Source organism: Actinokineospora sp. NBRC 105648, from assembly GCF_030269645.1.
Lineage (GTDB): Bacteria > Actinomycetota > Actinomycetes > Mycobacteriales > Pseudonocardiaceae > Actinokineospora.
This window is the reverse complement of record NZ_BSTR01000010.1, coordinates 45,059-59,754: the sequence shown is the minus strand read 5'-3', so window position 1 is coordinate 59,754 and position 14,696 is coordinate 45,059. Positions and strand designations below refer to the sequence as shown.

The window sequence follows — 14,696 nt, the reverse complement described above, 5'->3', positions numbered from 1 at the left end:
CACCGCCCACTTTCGGGCTACCACCGCTGGGGGTCCGCCAACCGCGCCCGCCCTGCGATCTTCGGGCGAAGCGCCCGCGAGGTCGTTGCCCGGCGGCAAAGGTGCTCTATGCTTCGGGGACTTTCTCCGCGACCTCCCGGAACCGAGGCCGACATGGCTCCTCGCCCCTGGCCACCCGCTTTCCCGGCACCGCGACTCCCCGGCGCGCCCAGCACCACGGTCGTCTCCCGGGTCGGCAGGTGGGCCGTGTTGGCCGAGGTGCGCGGCGAGGTCGACCTGCTGAGCGCGCCCGCCACCCGGACCGCGCTGCGGGCCGCGCTGGACAGCCCGGACCTGCTGGTGCTGGTCGTCGATCTGTCCAAAGTGGATTTCCTGGCGGCGGCGGGGCTGACCGTGCTGGTGGAGCTGCGCGACCTGGCCCGGGTGCGGGCGGTGGACCTGCGGCTGGTCGCCACCACCCGCGCGGTGCTGCGCCCGCTGGAGGTCACCGGCCTGCGGGACACCTTCCGGCTGCACGTGGACACCAGCGGTCCACTGGCCCCGCACGTGGTCACCTCGCCCTGACTCAGCGCTCCCCCGCGGCGGCCAGGTCGCGGTAGGGCGTGCGGTAGCCGTCGCGCAGCAGCGAGACCACGTGCCGGCGCGAGCGGAACGCGACCAGCACGGCCAGCACGATGTACACCACCGACAGCGCCACGACCTCCACGCCCTTGACCGACTCGGGCAGCACGGTGGCCAGCACGAACTGGGCGACGAACATGCCCAGCAGCACCAGCGCGCCGCGCACCGTGATCGACAGGCTCAGCAGCAGGCTCACCGCGAACAGCGACTGCGCGGCGGTGAGCAGCAGCTCCTCGCGCTGCGCGGCGTCGATGGGCAGCCCGGACGCGGACCCGGCGGCGACGGCGAACACGATCGGCAGCGTGCCGACCAGCAGCGTCCACTGGTTGACCTTGGAGGACACCAGGGTGGCCAGCGCGTCGGTGGTCTTGAGCCGCCACGCGTAGAGGCAGGCGACCAGCAGCTCGGGGGCCTCCGAGGCCAGCGGGGCCACCCACTGCACCAGGAAGAACTGGCTGATGCCGATGTCGGTGCCGGTCTCCACCAGCGCGTGCGCGAAGTTCTCGGCCACCAGCAGGATCACCGCGGCGGCGAAGGCGAACAGCCCGGCGCACACCAGCCGCCTGCGCACCTTGGGCTGGTCGCCGAGCAGCGCCGAGACGCCCTCCAGGTCGGGGTCGCCCGCGGGCGCCTTGGCGACCCGGATCGCGTAGAGGACGAAGATGCCGACCAGCACGGCGGCGTCGACGAAGGTGATGCTGTGCCGCAGCGGGAGGGTGAGCGAGTACAGGGTCGCGACCGCCAGGAACGCCAGCGGGACGGCGTCGGTGCGCAGCAGCGACACCTCGGTCTCGGAGGGCTTGCGCGCCTTGCGGTGGTCGGCGCCCTCCTCGCGGAGCCGGTCGCGGTGCACCCGCCACGCGGCCAGCAGCACGACCGCGGCCCACCCGACGCCGACCAGGATCCGGTTGGCGCCGGTCATGTTGGCCAGCGCCAGCCCGCAGCTGGACTGGGTCCCGGGGGCGGCGTCCGGGGGCAGGCAGGACGGTCCGTGCTCGGCGAAGGCGCGGCCGCCCTCGGAGGCGAAGACGAAGTCGACGGCGTACTCGGGCAGCACCGCGATCAGGGCCAGCACCGAGATGGCCAGGCCCGGGGAGATGTCGAGCTGGATCGCCTCGGCGACCCAGGACAGCACGAAAGCGGCCCCGATGACGGCGATGCCGAACAGGGCCGCGTCCAGCGGTGGGCTGATGTGGGTGCCGGTCGCCCCCAGGTAGACCCCGGGGGCGGTGCACAGCGCGCTGGCGACAAGGGGAACCGCGGCCCGCCGGGAGGCGGACCGCGGTCGCTCGCTCAGCGGGGCCCCGGCTCGACCACGCCGCCGGGCTGGGCGCGCACGCGCCGCCCCTGGACCGGGACCTGCTCACCGGGCGGCACGGCGGCCCCGCCGGGCTGGGCAGGTGCCGAGTCCAGGCCCGGCTCGGCGCCGGGGGCCCGGGACAACCGGGTCTCGCTGGTGCCGTTGGCGCGGTCCATGGCCTCGATGTCGAACGCGCCCCCGGGCGGGGTGGGCTCGTCGATCGGGCCCGCGTGGTCCTGGCGGTGCTCGGCGCGCTGCTTGGTGAGGTTCTCGGCGTCGAGGCGGTCGCGCATGCGGGTGAGGACCTTGATGGCGAGCCCGTGCGCCACGGCGAGGAGCAGGAGCACGATGCCCAGCCTGCGCACGATCGCCATCAGCACGGTGTCGCCACCGAAGTCGATCGCGGAGAACAGCGCCACGACGCCGAGCACGGCGAAGTGGAACAGCACCGAGACCAGCCGGGCCATCGAGCGGGCCGACTCCACCTCGCCGTAGGAGTCCGACAGGTACCGCAGCCCGCTGCGGTAGATGATCTGGCCGTCGACCAGGACCAGGGCTATGCCCAGGACCAAGAACAAGACGTAGGTGCTGTCATCCACGAGGGCCCCTTCCGAACACGGCAGGTCACCCCTCACATACCCCCGGCGACGGCGGGCAAAACGGCGGGGCGGACGGCTCAGCGCAGCCAGCGCGGCGCCTTCGACCCGCGCAACCGCTTCCACGCCTTGGCGAACTCCGCCTCGGCGGCGTGGGCGCGGGCGTCTTGGCGGGCGTGCAGCAACCCGTAGGTGAAGCCGTTGTCGCCGTCGAGGTGCGCCCGCACCCCGAGGTCGCGCAGCGCCGCCTTGGCGACCACCGCGTCCTGGTGGGTGCCCAGCGCGGTCTGGGCGGCCTTCACCCGGTCGCGCCACGCCTCGAGCTTGCCGCCGAACACGGGGGCGACCGCCTCGGCGGTGTAGCGGGCCTTCTTGGCGTCCTTGCGCGCCTGGTGCAGCGCGGTGTCGCGGTCGGTTCCCGCCGCGGCCTCGCCCACCGCGTCGACCGAGTCGGCGAGGGCCTGCCACGCCTTGCGCACCGGCTTGCGCAGCTCGAGCGCGGCGGGGCGGTCGGCCTTGGGGGTCCACGGCGGGTCGGCCAGGAACGCGTCGAGGTCGGCCAGCAGGGCCAGGTAACGGTCACCGTCCACGGCGGACAGCACGGCGGCGCGCCCGTCGGCGGCGGCGCGGCCCAGTTCGGCGGTGATCCGCGCGGGCACGGCACCGAGCACGTCGACCGACGGCACCCGCGCCAACTCCGCGCGCAACTCGGCTTCCAGGACCTCGGTGTCCCGTGCCGCGCTCGCCTCTCCCCCGAGCCACTTCAGCTCGGCGCGCAGCGCGGTGACCCGGTCGCGGTCGAGCAGCGGGCGGAACGAGCGCAGCGCGCTGCGCAGCCTGCGGCACGCGACGCGGAACTGGTGCACCGCGTCCTCGGTGTCCAGCCGCACGCCGGTGTCGTTGGCGCGCAAGGCATCCACCTGCGCGCGCAGGTAGAGCAGGACCACCTCGGCGGCGGTCGGGTCGGCCGAGAGCGCCACCGCGACGCGCACCTTGGCCCGCTTGCCCAGGGCACGGGCCAGCTTCGAGGTCGACTTGGCGGGCCTCGCGCCCAACGCGGAGCCGACCGCGTCGAGCACGGTGCGGTCGGTGGCCTCGACCTCCAGCTCGCGCCACTGCCGGGGCTCGTCGTCGACCGGGTGCGCGGTGACCCGGTCGTCGGCGAGCAGCGCGACCACGGTGCCGTCGGCGGCCTTGAGCTCCCACTCGTCGCGCTCGGTGGTGATCCGCACCACCGGGGCCAGCGGCGCGCCCAGAGTGTGCGCGCGGACCAGCACCGCCAGGTCGGCGGGGACCTTGGACTTCCCCTTGCCCAGCGGGAAGCGGATCTCGTCGCGCACGTCCGGGCCGACCGGGAGCTTGGCGTGCCACCCCGCGTCACTGCCGCCGGTGCGCCGCCGCAGTGTGATGCCCGCGCGGGCCAGGCGCAGGTCGGCGGTGTCGAAGTAGGTGGCGTCCAACTGGGACCGCTGGGGACCGTCGCACGTGTGGACCGGTCCCGCCGCGGTGAGGTCGGGCAGGACGAACTCGACGCCCGCCTCGTACTTGCGCTCGGTCTCGCGTACTCGGGTAGCCATCCGACAACTATGACACCGCATCGCCGGACCCGCGTGAGTCGACCGAGGCGGGGTAGGCCACAGAGCCCCGGACCCGCGCTCCGCGGGGTCGCGGTCAGGCGGTCTCGAGGACGAAGAACAGGAAGCTCAGGAAGGCTCCCGAGGGGAACCTCGCCATCTCGTCGGGGAAGAGCCGGTGGGCTTCCGGCGCGGGCGGCGGCTCGCTGATGACGGCCGTGCGGAAGCCCGCCGCGGTGAAGGCGTCGGTCATCGCGTGCAGCGGCCGGTGCCAGTAGGTGAGCACGGCGTGCTGGCCGTTGAAGGTGTACTCGTCGGACCACTTGCTGGTCGCGAAGTAGTCGGCCTCGCGGTACTGCATCTTGTACATGATGGGGTGGTTGACGACCACGATCAGCCTGCCGCCGGGCTTGAGCACCCGGCGCAGCTCGGCCAGCGGCGCGGTCCAGTCCTGCAGGTAGTGCAGCACCAGCGCCGCGACGACATCGTCGAACGCGCCGTCGAGGTAGGGCAGCGGCTCGCCGATGTCGGCGACCCGCAGGTCCGTGTCGGCGCCGAGCCGCCGCCGGGCCAGCTCGACCATCTTCGCGCTGCGGTCGAAGCCGGCCACGACGGCACCCCGCTCGCGCAACGCCTCGGACACGGCGCCGGAGCCGCACCCGGCGTCGAGGACCCGCCGACCGGCCACGTCCCCGGCCAGGTCCACGATCGCGGGCCGGGTGTAGTAGGCGTTGATGAGGCTGGTGTCGTTCTCGACCGTGTACGCCTCGGCGAAGCTGTCGTAGTCGTTCTCCACGGCCACGGCGGCGCGACTCTCGGGATCGGCGGGCATGTCCCCATACTGCCGAGCGATCGATCAAGCCGCCACAAGATCACCGACGGTTGTGGGACACCCCGCGATCAAGCCCGTTCGCCGGCCGCCGTGCTCAGCGCGCGACGCGTTCCAACGGTTCGTCCGAGGGACTCGTGCCCGCTGTCTGCGCGGCGAGCATCGCGACCACGCCGTCGAGTCCGGCGGCCCGCTGGCGGGTCGCGCCGTCGCCGGTCTCGTCCAGCGATGACAACGTCGAACGCACGAACTCCAGCTCGTCGGAGCGGCGCAGCGCGGGTGCGTGCCTGGCGACCAGGTCAGCGAAGATCTCCGGCGCGGGGCGGTAGCCGTCCGACCACGGGTCGGGCACGACCGCGCCCCAACCGTCCTTGGCCGCCCGCCACTGCGCCGCGCGCACCACCTGGGTGGGTACGCGCGGGAAGTCGCGATCGCTGTCGAGGGCCTCGGCCACGATGGACCGCACAAGCACCGCCAGCAGCGCGGCCTCGCGCGGGGTGGGCGCGACGTCGCTGATCCGCGTCTCCACCGTCGGCTGGTCGTCCGACGGGCGGACGTCGAAGTAGACCATCTTGCGGTCGAGGATGGCCCCCGTGGCCAGAAGGTCCGCCACCAGTTCCTCGTACTGCTCCACCGAGTCCAAATAGGGCGGCGGACCGGCGGAGGGCCAGCGCTCCCACAGCAGGTGGCGGGTGCTCGCGTAGCCGGTGTCCCGCCCGTCGTGGAACGGCGAGTTCGCGCACACGGTGATCAACGCAGGCAACCACAACCGCAGGTGATTGGCCGCCCGCAACGCCGTCGCGGTGTCCTCCACCCCGACGTGCACGTGGCAACCGCAGGTCATCCCGGCGAACATGAACTCACCGACGTGGGAGGTGATCTGCCGGTAGCGGGCACCGGGACCCACCGGGGTGAAGTCAGGCTGCTGGTGCGGCACCGTCCCGGTGGCGACCAGCAGCGCCCCCTGCTCACGCGCCGCTCCCACCAACGCCCCGCGCAACTCGGTCAACTCCTCGGCGACCTGCTGAACACTCCGGCAGATACCGGTCGCCGACTCCACCATGGCCCGCAACAACTCCGGCTTCAGGTCAGGATCCCCCTCAGCAGCCGCGGCCCCGCGCGCCGCGGTCTCCGGCCCCTGGTCCACGAGCCTGCCGGTCGGGTCGACCAGGAAGAACTCCTCCTCCACGCCCACGGTCAACGTGGTCGAGTCCTCGATCCCCACTCGGTGTCCTCCTCGGTTGCGCTGCTGGCGGAGGAGTACCCGCTCAGCGCCCACATCACCCACTGTCCGGTTCGCGTCGGGTTTGGCGCCACGGACGTCCTCAGGCGACGGTCGATGCACCGCGAACCCCAAGCCCCGCACCGCGTCGAGCAGCACCGGCGCCAAGCGATGTGCTACCTGCGGCCGCGGTGGTTGGCGCGCAGCCCGCTCGGCCAGCACCTGCTGCGGGGTCGATGCGGTCCCCAGCGGGTCTTACCGCAGCGCAGCCGGTGTCGGGGCATAGGCCAGGCGTGCGGAACACCGACGAGGCACCACAACCCCGCCGCGACCACCACGGCCAGGCCGGCGGCGACCAGTGCCCGGCTGACACCCATCAGTTCCAGCACGATCCTGACATCAGCGCGGCCACGGGCATCGGCGCTTCGACCTAGTGCCGCAACGACCTGGCCGCTGACCGGACAATCCATTGGCATAAGCTCGTAGTGCGCTGAAACTATGTGAGGAGAATTGTGACGCCTGATTGGCGCAACACATTGATGGTCACCGGGGCCGCGTTCGCGATTGGATCAGGGTACCTCCTCCTACCGAACGATGACGCCGTTGTCAGCGCTGCCCAACAGGGTTATAGCGTCGTGTACCAGTGCCACGAGGACTGCCCGACCGGGTTCCAAGACGGCGTGTCTTGACCGGTTCTTCCGCTTTCGTTGGGCGTCGGCGTGGCCGCGTCGGGTGCCTTGGCGTGGTACCGCGCGAGGCGCGCCAATACTGGAATGCCTGATCAGGAGGTAGGCCAGAGCTGAATCAACTACTCCTCCGAATATTCGCTTCTATTCTGCAGCTACCTGACAGACTTTCGGTGGACTTGATTGCCTCCTACCGCTGATGGGGCAATTCCCAGCGGGAGGCTCCCTGATGGCATGTTTTGTCGACGAGTTTTGACCACGCCCAAACCAAGTCGCCAGGGCTTGAAGGCAGAGTCGCGGTGGTTGTGTTGCATAGCCTTGTCGTTCGTCGGGTCGACGGTTGCCTGGCTGGGCACAGTGGCAACGGCGCGCGCCGACAGCGGGAGAGCTTGAGTGCGCACGCAGTGTCGGAAGGGGTGTTGTGGGTGCTGAGCGGTCAGACGAGTTTGTCTCGGACAGTGGCAGGGTAGGTCCCGGCCATGAGCACCGATGGTTACCGCGCGGACGAGATCAGTCGCGCCGAGTCCCTCGACGAGGACAACCTCAAGGTCGACCCCTTGGAGGAGGGCATGGACCCGCCCGAGCGGTGGGCGGGGGCGAACCGGTTCGGCACCACCCTGGCCGAGCAGCGGGAGGGTGAGGACCTCGACCACCGGCTGGCGGCCGAGGAGCCCGATGTGGACGCCGACACCCCGCCGCCGGGGCCGGGGGCGCGGTTGTCGGAGTTGTCCGACCGGATCGACGAGCACATCGACGACACGAACGCCGTCGGGCAGAGCGAGGACGTCCCGTTCCCCGAGGAGGTGGACCCGGTGCTGGCTCAGGCCGAGCTGCGCGGGCAATCCGCCGACGAGGCGGGCGGCTCGGTCGCCGAGGCGCTGCGCGAGGGGTAGTCCATGCCGAGCGCAAGAGCCAAGGGGTGGGGCGTACCGAGCGATAGAACCGATGGGGGACGCGAGCCGAGCGAGCAGGCCACACCGAGCGGTAGAACCGAGACGTGAGGCGCGCCGAGGGGTAGTGCCGATGGGTAGAACAGTGAGAAGGATGCGGCTGTGAAGAGTGACAGGGCAGTGACGAGGACAGGACCGTGACCAGGTTCGGCTACACATTGATGACGGAGCAGGCGGGTCCGCGCGAGTTGGTTCGCCATGCCCCCGCGGCCGAGGTGGCTGGGTTTGACTTCGAGGTTGTCAGCGACCACTTCTCGCCCTGGTTGGACGAGCAGGGGCACGCGCCCAACGCGTGGAGTGTGCTTGGGGCGGTCACCCAGGTGACTGACGCCGTCGAGCTCATGACGTACGTGACCTGCCCGACGACGCGCTATCACCCGGCCGTAGTGGCTCAGCAGGCGGCGACCACGCAGTTGTTGTCCGGCAACCGGTTCATCCTTGGTGTGGGTGCGGGCGAGAACCTCAACGAGCACGTGGTCGGCCGCGGTTGGCCGCCGGTGAACGTGCGGCACGAGTCGCTCGTCGAGGCGCTCGACATCATCTCCGCGCTGTTCGACGGTGGGTACGTCAACTACGCGGGGCAACACTTCCGGGTGGACTCTGCGAAGCTGTGGGACCTGCCGGACGTCCGGGTCCCGATCGCCGCCGCGGTGTCCGGGGACCAGTCGATCGGGCGGCTGGCACCGCTGGCCGACCACATGGTCGCCGTCGAGCCCGATCCCGGGCTGTGCCAGGCGTGGGACGGGGTGGCCCGGGCGGAGAGCCGCAAGATCGGCCAGATCCCGATCTGCTGGGACCGCGACCGCGACGCGGCGGTGGCCAGGGCGCACGAGCAGTTCCGCTGGTTCGGCGGCGGCTGGAAGGTCAACGCCGAACTGCCGGGGACCGCGGCCTTCGCGGGCGCCACGCAGTTCGTGCGGCCGGAGGACGTGGCGGCGAGCATCCCCTGTGGCGCCGACGTCGACGCCGTCGTCAAGGCCGTGGCACCGTTCTGGGAGGCCGGTTTCACCGACATCGCGCTGCTCCAGATCGGCGGGGACCACCAGGACGAGTTCTTGGCCGTCGCTCAGTCGGAGCTGCTGCCCGCCCTGCGCGAAGCCGCCCCCTGACCTGATCCACCCGTCGACCCTGGTCCACCGGTCGACCCTGGTCCATCGGTCGACCCTGGTCCATCGGTCGACCCTGGTCCATCGATTGACGCTGGTCCATCGATTGACATTGACCCACCAATCGACGCAGACCCACCGATCGACCCTGATCCACCGATCGACGTCTGATCCACCGATTGACGTCGACCCACCGATCGATCCTCATCCACCGATCGACATCGACCCCTCGATTGACGATGACCCACTGATCGGCGTTGACCCATCGATTGACGTTGATCCATCGATCGGTTCAGTGGCCTCCACCGGTAGCACCTGGTCGAGGCCGCTCGCCGTCAGCGCAGCGCCCGCCGGGCTGTCCGGGGCCGCCACCAAGATCAGCTCCCGGCCGACCCCGCGCAGGTCGGCCACCTGTTCGTATAGGACCCGCATGGCGGCGCTGGTCAGCAGCTCCACGTCGTCGAGCACCACCAAGCAGCCGCCCGAACCGCTGCGGGCGGCCTCGTGCAGGGCCGAGCGCAGCTCACCGGCGTTGGACGAGTCGACGACGCCGGACACCGTGACCCGGTTGCGCTCACCCGACTCGACCACGGTTCGCACCCGCGCGTCCGGGCTGTGCCGCGCGATCGGCTCCGCGCGCGGGGCGGACACCGGTGGTCTGCGCACGGCCCGGCGCATCCGCACGACAGTGCCGTCGTCGCCGGTGTCGACGTGCAACTGGTCGCTGCACTCGCGCATCATCAACATCCCGCGCCCCCGGTAGGGGGACCGCTCGGCGGGCTCGCGCCAGGTGCCCGAGTCGGTGACCGTGACCACCACGCCACCCACGCCGTCGAGCTCGCCGTGCACCGCCACGGTTCCGCTGTGGTCGCGGTAGCCGTGCTCGATGGAGTTGGTGACCGCCTCCACGACGCACAGCGCGATGGCGGTCCGGTCGTCCTTGTGCGCGTCGAGCGCGTCGAGCCAGCCGCCGAGCTCGCGGTGCAGCACGGTGAGCTGGTCGGGGGTGCCGGGCAGAGCCAGCTCCAGCAGCGGCGCGGGCGCGGTCAGCACGGTCGCGGCGAGCACGGTGACGTCGTCGCGGGAGGTGTCGTTGTCCACCAGGGTCGTCGCCAGCACAGTGCACACCCGGTCGGCCAGCTCGCGGGGGTCGCCGTCGGCGTGCTCGCGGGCCACCTCGGCCACGCACTCGGCGAGTCGGACCTGGCCCTCGGTGAAGCCCAGGCCGGGGGCCTCGACCACGCCGTCGGAGTAGAAGACAAGCGTCTCCTCCGGGTTCAGCGTGGTGAACGCGACCGCCGAGGCGGTCGCCGAGAAGGCCAGCGGTGGTCCGATCGGGCCGTCGAGGAACCGGGTGGTGCCGTCGGCCGCGAGCAGGAGCGGCTGCGGGTGACCGCGGGTGCCGTGCTCCAAGACGCGGGTCAGCCGGTCGTACACCGCTACGCACACCGAGCTGCCGCGCGCGTCGGGCGCCATCTCGGCCAGTGCGTCGAGCGCGTCGAGGACCTCGCTGACCGCGCCGCCGCGCACCAACCGCTCGGCGGCGACCGCGCGCAGCTGGCCCATGACCCCGGAGGCGGTCGGCCCGTGGCCCACCACGTCGCCCAGCACGAGGCCGACCCGGTCGCCGGGCATCGGGACGACGTCGTACCAGTCGCCGCCCGCGGCGCGCCACCGCCCCGCCGGGACGTAGGCCGCGCTCAGGCCCAGATCGGGCAGCAGCGGCAGACCGACCGGCAGCAGGCTGCGCTGCAGCTCCAGGCCGACCTTGTACTCGGCGTCGAGCCGGGCCCGGACCTCGGCGACCTCGACCTCGGCGGCCCGGCGCTGCTGGACGGAGGCGGTCACGTCGACGGCGTGCGCGATCAGCACAGGCGTGCCATCGGCGCCCGGGGCGCGCACGACGCTGTAGGTGAAGAAGCCCTCCACCAGTGTTCCGTCGCCGGTCAGGTCGACCACGACCCGGCGCTCGGCCCCGAGCCGCGGCTGCCCGGTCCGGGCCACCTCGTCGAGGAGTTCGAAGATGTCCTGGCCCGCGGCCTCGGGGACGGCCTCGCGGACCGGGGTGCCGATCAGGCCCGGGCGGTCGCCGACACTCGCCCTGGCCATCCGGTTGGCGGCGACGATGTGGTGCCGCGGGCCGGAGAACATCCAGACGATGGCCGGTGTCGCCTCGAAGGCGAGCGCGGCCACGGCCGTCGGGTGCGTCTCGTGCAGTGTCGTGCCCCCTCAGGCCGCCGGTCCCCAGGCGCCAGCCTCTACCCCGCGACCGCCGCACGCAACACCGCGAGCCAGGTGTGACCGACGACCACACGGGTTACCCCGCCGGGGTGAATGAACACGAGCAGCAATCAGAAGACGACCAGGACGACCTGTTGACCCGCAGCACCGCGCCACTGGAGGAGTACGCCACGAAGGGCACCCACGGGAGCGTGCCGGTGGAAGTGCGGGAGGTCGACCTCGCCGCGGACCAGACCACGGCGGTGTCCAGCGTCGAGGAGACGACACCGGAACCGCCGGACTGACCTGGCCGACCTGACTGGCCCGACCGAGCGGCGCGCCGGGGATCACGTGGCGATCACTTGTCGTCCAAGTGCTCCCCGGTGAGCTTGCGGAACCCCTTGGCGCCCGCTCGGTCGACACCCGCCTTCACGACGCCGAAGATCGCACCTTGCAACAGCGCGGCCAGCAGCACCTCGCGGGTGGAGTGGTCCGGCGAGGTCGCCTCGGGGGCCTCCTCGTCCCCGGACACCCCGCTCCACACGCGCTTGAACAGCGCGGTGGCCAACAGTCCACCCAGGACACTCACGAGCAGGCTCAACGGTCGGTAGAGGAGTCGCATGGTTCACCTGCTCCGCTGACGGATCAGCAGCGCGATCAGCGCCGCGAGCACGGCGGCGATGATCGCGGCTGGGATCGGCTTGCGCCGGACCAGCTCGACGGCCTGCCCGGCCTGGTCGGACGCCTGGCCCGCGAGCACGTCGACCTTGCCCTTGGCCTCGTGCGCGCGCTCGACGAGGTTCTCCTTGACCTGCTCGGTCTTCTCCCCCACCCGCCGCTTCACGTCGGTCTTGGCCACGAGGGCGTCGACGGTGTCGGCCAGTTCCCCCCGCGCCTGCTCGATGTCGGCGCGCAGGGTGTCCTGCTCGGTCGGTCGCTTCGTCATCGGTGAGCGCTCTCCTTCACAACCTCGACGTCCCGGCGGGTGCTGTCGATCGCCTGCTCCGGGATGGGCGGCGTCGCGTGCTCGATCTTGTTCTTGGCGACCAGGCCCAGCACCGCGGCAAGCACCAGCAGCGCGCCCGCCACGATCAGCGCGGCGGCCCAGGTGGGCAGCACCACGGCCAGCCCGGCGATGGCGGCGATCACGAGCGCGGCCACCGCGAACCAGGTCACCACCCCGGCGGCCCCGCCGAGCGCGGCGCCCAGCCCGGCCTGCTTCCCCTTCTCCCGCAACTCGACCTTGGCCAAGGAGAGTTCGTCGCGGACGAGCCGGGAGACCTGCTCGCCCAGCTTGCCGACGAGCTCCCCCGTGGACAGGTCACGCTCCTGTCCCGTGCGATTCGGCTCATCCATGCCGCAGACCTACCCCCGATGGCCCCGACCTACTCCTCGACCGTCGAGGTGTGGGACTGGCCGTACCGGGTAAGCCGGAAGCCGGACGGATCCCTCGAACGCTAGGAGCCACGATGACGGCCAAGCCACCGGATCCCGACCCGCTGCGCACCCCCGGCCTGGGACTCGAGCCGGGCGGCGGGGTGCGGCCCGGGGATACGCCGCCGGACTCCGGCAGCACCACCGAGGGCCTCTCCGGCCGCGCGCACTACCCCAGCCGGGCGTGGCCGATCGTGACGATGGTGTTCGTCCTGGTCGTGGTGCTCGCGGTGGTAGGCCTGACCGTGGTCAGCCTCCTCGGCATCGTCAAGATCTTCTGAGCCGCGCGGAGTGCCCCGGCAAACGTGAGAAAAGTGGGTTGGGCCATCGGGTCCTGGGTACCCGAACCGGGTGACTGACGCGCGACACCGGCCCACCCACCCGTCGGCCGTGCCGCACCCGAGGCGATCCCGGCCGGACGGGGCCGACCCCGTGCTGGCGGCCCCCACCCTCGGCGAGCTGGTCGAGCTGCGGGTGGACGCGGACCTGGCCCAGCTGCCACTCGTGCGCACCATGACCGCCGCGGTGGCGATGCGCCGGGACTACGACGTCGAGTCGTTGGCCGATCTGCGATTGGCCGTGGACGAGGCGTGCACTCTCCTGGTGCGACGAGCGCTGCCGTTCAGCGCGCTGACCGTGCGGCTGCGCGTGGCCGAGGCATGGGTGGACGTGCACTGCTCCGTCCCGGTCCTCGACCCGACACCGATCGATGAGAGCGGCCTGGGTTGGACGCTGCTGTCCGCGCTCGTCGAGTCGATGACCACCGGTGTGGCCGATGAGGACGTGTTCGCCGAACTGACGATCGAGCTCCGCATGGCGAAGAAGGCGGCCGCGTGAGGCAGCAGCAGGTGGCCGGGACCACCAGACGCGCGGACTCCGACGAGTACGCCCACCTCACCCCGCTCTTCGAGCAGCTGGCGGCGCTCCCCCCGGGTGACCTCCGCCGCGAACTGGTGCGGTCGAAGCTGGTCACCGGGTACCTGCCGGTGGCCCAGCACATCGCCCAGCGCTTCGCCAACCGCGGTGAGCCCTACGACGACCTGCTGCAGGTCGCCACAGTCGGGCTGATCCACGCGGTGGACCGGTTCGACCCGGACCGCGGCAGCGACTTCCTGTCCTTCGCGGTCCCCACCGTGATGGGCGAGGTGCGCAGGCACTTCCGCGACACCAGCTGGTCGGTGCGGGTGCCGCGAAGACTCAAGGAGCTGCACCTGGCGGTGAGTTCCGCGGCGGGTGAGATCTCCCAGCGGCTGGGGCGCGCGCCCACCCCGAGCGAGCTGGCGCGGCACTTGGAGCTGCCGCTCGAAGACATCTACGCCGGCCTGGAGGCCGGTTCGGCCTACCGCTCGCAGTCGTTGGACGAGCTGCTCGGCCCGGACGAGAACTCGGCCTCGGTCGCCGACCGGCTCGGCGTGGAGGACGAGGCGCTGGCGGGCGTGGAGTACCACGAGACGCTGCAACCGCTGCTGGCCCAGCTCCCCGAGCGGGAGCGGCGGATCCTGCTGCTGCGGTTCTACGGGAACCTGACCCAGACCCAGATCGCCGAGCAGGTGGGCCTGTCGCAGATGCACGTGTCCCGGCTGCTGTCGAAGACCCTGGCCGCGCTGCGCGAGGCGATGGCCGAGGACTGAGCGGCGGGGCCGGTCAGGCGGGTCGGGCGGGGTACCGGGACCGGCGGCGCAGCTCGGCCCGCTCCTGCTCGTCGAGCCCGCCCCAGACGCCGTAGGGCTCCCTGGTGCGCAGCGCGTGGTCCCGGCACCTGCTCAGCACCGGGCAGTGCGCGCACACCGACTTCGCCGCCCGGATCCGCAGGTCGCGCGCACGACCCCGTTCGTTGTCCGGGCTGAAGAAGCGCTCGGTGGGGACTTGGCGGCAGGCGCCCCGGGTCTGCCATGGCTCGATCGCGGTAGTCACCAGTGCGCGATACCCGCGAGCGGCCGCGGCAAAACTGTCCACGAGGGTGGACACGGAGCGTGATGGTATCGAGATGTTTCTGGCCGCCGACCGGACTGGGGTGGGGGGATGGTCCGGTCGGCGGCATTGTGTCGGGCGCGGAGCCGCGGGCGTGCGTCCAGCGATGTGGGGGGGTACATCTCCGGGAAACGTCCGCGGGTCTTCCTCCGCGCGTCGACACCTGTTCCAACGCGTGGACCCCGGT

At 71.7% G+C, this 14,696-nt stretch carries 17 protein-coding genes; 7 read left to right on the top strand and 10 right to left on the bottom strand.

Annotation, left to right across the window (positions count from 1 at the left end; translation table 11 throughout):
* Window positions 1-153 precede the first annotated feature (153 nt).
* Window positions 154-564 carry an anti-sigma factor antagonist gene (locus QSK30_RS12165; RefSeq protein ID WP_285502331.1) on the top strand — a complete coding sequence of 137 codons (411 nt, stop codon included), beginning with the start codon at window positions 154-156 and terminating at the stop codon, window positions 562-564.
* Between the two features lies 1 nt (window position 565).
* On the opposite strand, the gene QSK30_RS12160 is transcribed toward QSK30_RS12165, so the two are convergent.
* The 5 genes from QSK30_RS12160 to QSK30_RS12140 form a co-directional block, all read right to left on the bottom strand.
* Complete coding sequence (locus tag QSK30_RS12160; RefSeq protein WP_502871832.1) at window positions 566-1,918, bottom strand: calcium:cation antiporter family protein; 1,353 nt, start codon at window positions 1,916-1,918, stop codon at window positions 566-568.
* Entirely contained in the window at window positions 1,915-2,520 is a 606-nt protein-coding gene (locus QSK30_RS12155; protein ID WP_285502329.1) for a hypothetical protein, read from the bottom strand. The genes QSK30_RS12160 and QSK30_RS12155 overlap by 4 nt, the downstream gene beginning before the upstream one ends.
* 77 nt (window positions 2,521-2,597) lie before the next feature.
* A complete protein-coding gene (locus QSK30_RS12150; RefSeq protein WP_285502328.1) occupies window positions 2,598-4,094 on the bottom strand; it encodes a CYTH and CHAD domain-containing protein in 1,497 nt (498 codons plus the stop codon).
* A gap of 94 nt (window positions 4,095-4,188) precedes the next feature.
* Window positions 4,189-4,923 carry a class I SAM-dependent methyltransferase gene (locus tag QSK30_RS12145; RefSeq protein WP_285502326.1) on the bottom strand — a complete coding sequence of 245 codons (735 nt, stop codon included), beginning with the start codon at window positions 4,921-4,923 and terminating at the stop codon, window positions 4,189-4,191.
* Window positions 4,924-5,017: 94 nt separating this feature from the next.
* Window positions 5,018-6,145 carry a carboxylate-amine ligase gene (locus QSK30_RS12140; RefSeq protein ID WP_285502324.1) on the bottom strand — a complete coding sequence of 376 codons (1,128 nt, stop codon included), beginning with the start codon at window positions 6,143-6,145 and terminating at the stop codon, window positions 5,018-5,020.
* Between the two features lie 1,162 nt (window positions 6,146-7,307).
* Between QSK30_RS12140 and QSK30_RS12135 the strand changes: the two genes are divergently transcribed.
* Both QSK30_RS12135 and QSK30_RS12130 read left to right on the top strand, forming a co-directional pair.
* A complete protein-coding gene (locus QSK30_RS12135) occupies window positions 7,308-7,721 on the top strand; it encodes a hypothetical protein (protein WP_285502322.1) in 414 nt (137 codons plus the stop codon).
* 194 nt (window positions 7,722-7,915) lie between these two features.
* Window positions 7,916-8,887: a TIGR03557 family F420-dependent LLM class oxidoreductase gene (locus tag QSK30_RS12130; RefSeq protein WP_285502320.1), complete on the top strand. Its 972-nt coding sequence runs from the start codon at window positions 7,916-7,918 to the stop codon at window positions 8,885-8,887.
* Between the two features lie 201 nt (window positions 8,888-9,088).
* Here QSK30_RS12130 and QSK30_RS12125 read toward each other — a convergent pair whose 3' ends face one another.
* Window positions 9,089-11,077 carry a SpoIIE family protein phosphatase gene (locus QSK30_RS12125; RefSeq protein WP_285502318.1) on the bottom strand — a complete coding sequence of 663 codons (1,989 nt, stop codon included), beginning with the start codon at window positions 11,075-11,077 and terminating at the stop codon, window positions 9,089-9,091.
* Window positions 11,078-11,214: 137 nt separating this feature from the next.
* On the opposite strand from QSK30_RS12125, the gene QSK30_RS12120 reads away from it, so the two are divergent.
* A complete protein-coding gene (locus QSK30_RS12120) occupies window positions 11,215-11,409 on the top strand; it encodes a hypothetical protein (RefSeq protein ID WP_285502317.1) in 195 nt (64 codons plus the stop codon).
* Between the two features lie 53 nt (window positions 11,410-11,462).
* Here the strand turns inward: QSK30_RS12120 and QSK30_RS12115 are convergent, their stop codons facing one another.
* The 3 genes from QSK30_RS12115 to QSK30_RS12105 are packed head-to-tail and all read right to left on the bottom strand — an operon-like array spanning window position 11,463 to window position 12,460.
* Complete coding sequence (locus QSK30_RS12115; RefSeq protein ID WP_285502316.1) at window positions 11,463-11,726, bottom strand: DUF4235 domain-containing protein; 264 nt, start codon at window positions 11,724-11,726, stop codon at window positions 11,463-11,465.
* A 3-nt stretch (window positions 11,727-11,729) separates the two neighbouring features.
* On the bottom strand, window positions 11,730-12,050 hold the full coding sequence (locus QSK30_RS12110; protein ID WP_285502315.1) for a DUF3618 domain-containing protein: 321 nt from the start codon (window positions 12,048-12,050) through the stop codon (window positions 11,730-11,732).
* Entirely contained in the window at window positions 12,047-12,460 is a 414-nt protein-coding gene (locus QSK30_RS12105; protein ID WP_285502313.1) for a phage holin family protein, read from the bottom strand. The genes QSK30_RS12110 and QSK30_RS12105 overlap by 4 nt, the downstream gene beginning before the upstream one ends.
* Window positions 12,461-12,573: 113 nt before the next feature.
* On the opposite strand from QSK30_RS12105, the gene QSK30_RS12100 reads away from it, so the two are divergent.
* From QSK30_RS12100 to QSK30_RS12090, 3 genes are all read left to right on the top strand, one after another.
* Complete coding sequence (locus tag QSK30_RS12100) at window positions 12,574-12,819, top strand: DUF6480 family protein (protein ID WP_285502312.1); 246 nt, start codon at window positions 12,574-12,576, stop codon at window positions 12,817-12,819.
* A 70-nt stretch (window positions 12,820-12,889) separates the two neighbouring features.
* Complete coding sequence (locus tag QSK30_RS12095) at window positions 12,890-13,375, top strand: ATP-binding protein (RefSeq protein WP_285502311.1); 486 nt, start codon at window positions 12,890-12,892, stop codon at window positions 13,373-13,375.
* Window positions 13,372-14,169 carry a SigB/SigF/SigG family RNA polymerase sigma factor gene (locus QSK30_RS12090; RefSeq protein WP_285502310.1) on the top strand — a complete coding sequence of 266 codons (798 nt, stop codon included), beginning with the start codon at window positions 13,372-13,374 and terminating at the stop codon, window positions 14,167-14,169. Before QSK30_RS12095 ends, QSK30_RS12090 begins: the two co-directional genes overlap by 4 nt.
* Window positions 14,170-14,182: 13 nt before the next feature.
* On the opposite strand, the gene QSK30_RS12085 is transcribed toward QSK30_RS12090, so the two are convergent.
* The gene (locus QSK30_RS12085) at window positions 14,183-14,455 is read right to left on the bottom strand and encodes a WhiB family transcriptional regulator (RefSeq protein ID WP_285502512.1); all 273 of its coding nucleotides are present in this window, start codon (window positions 14,453-14,455) and stop codon (window positions 14,183-14,185) included.
* Between the last annotated feature and the right edge of the window lie 241 nt (window positions 14,456-14,696).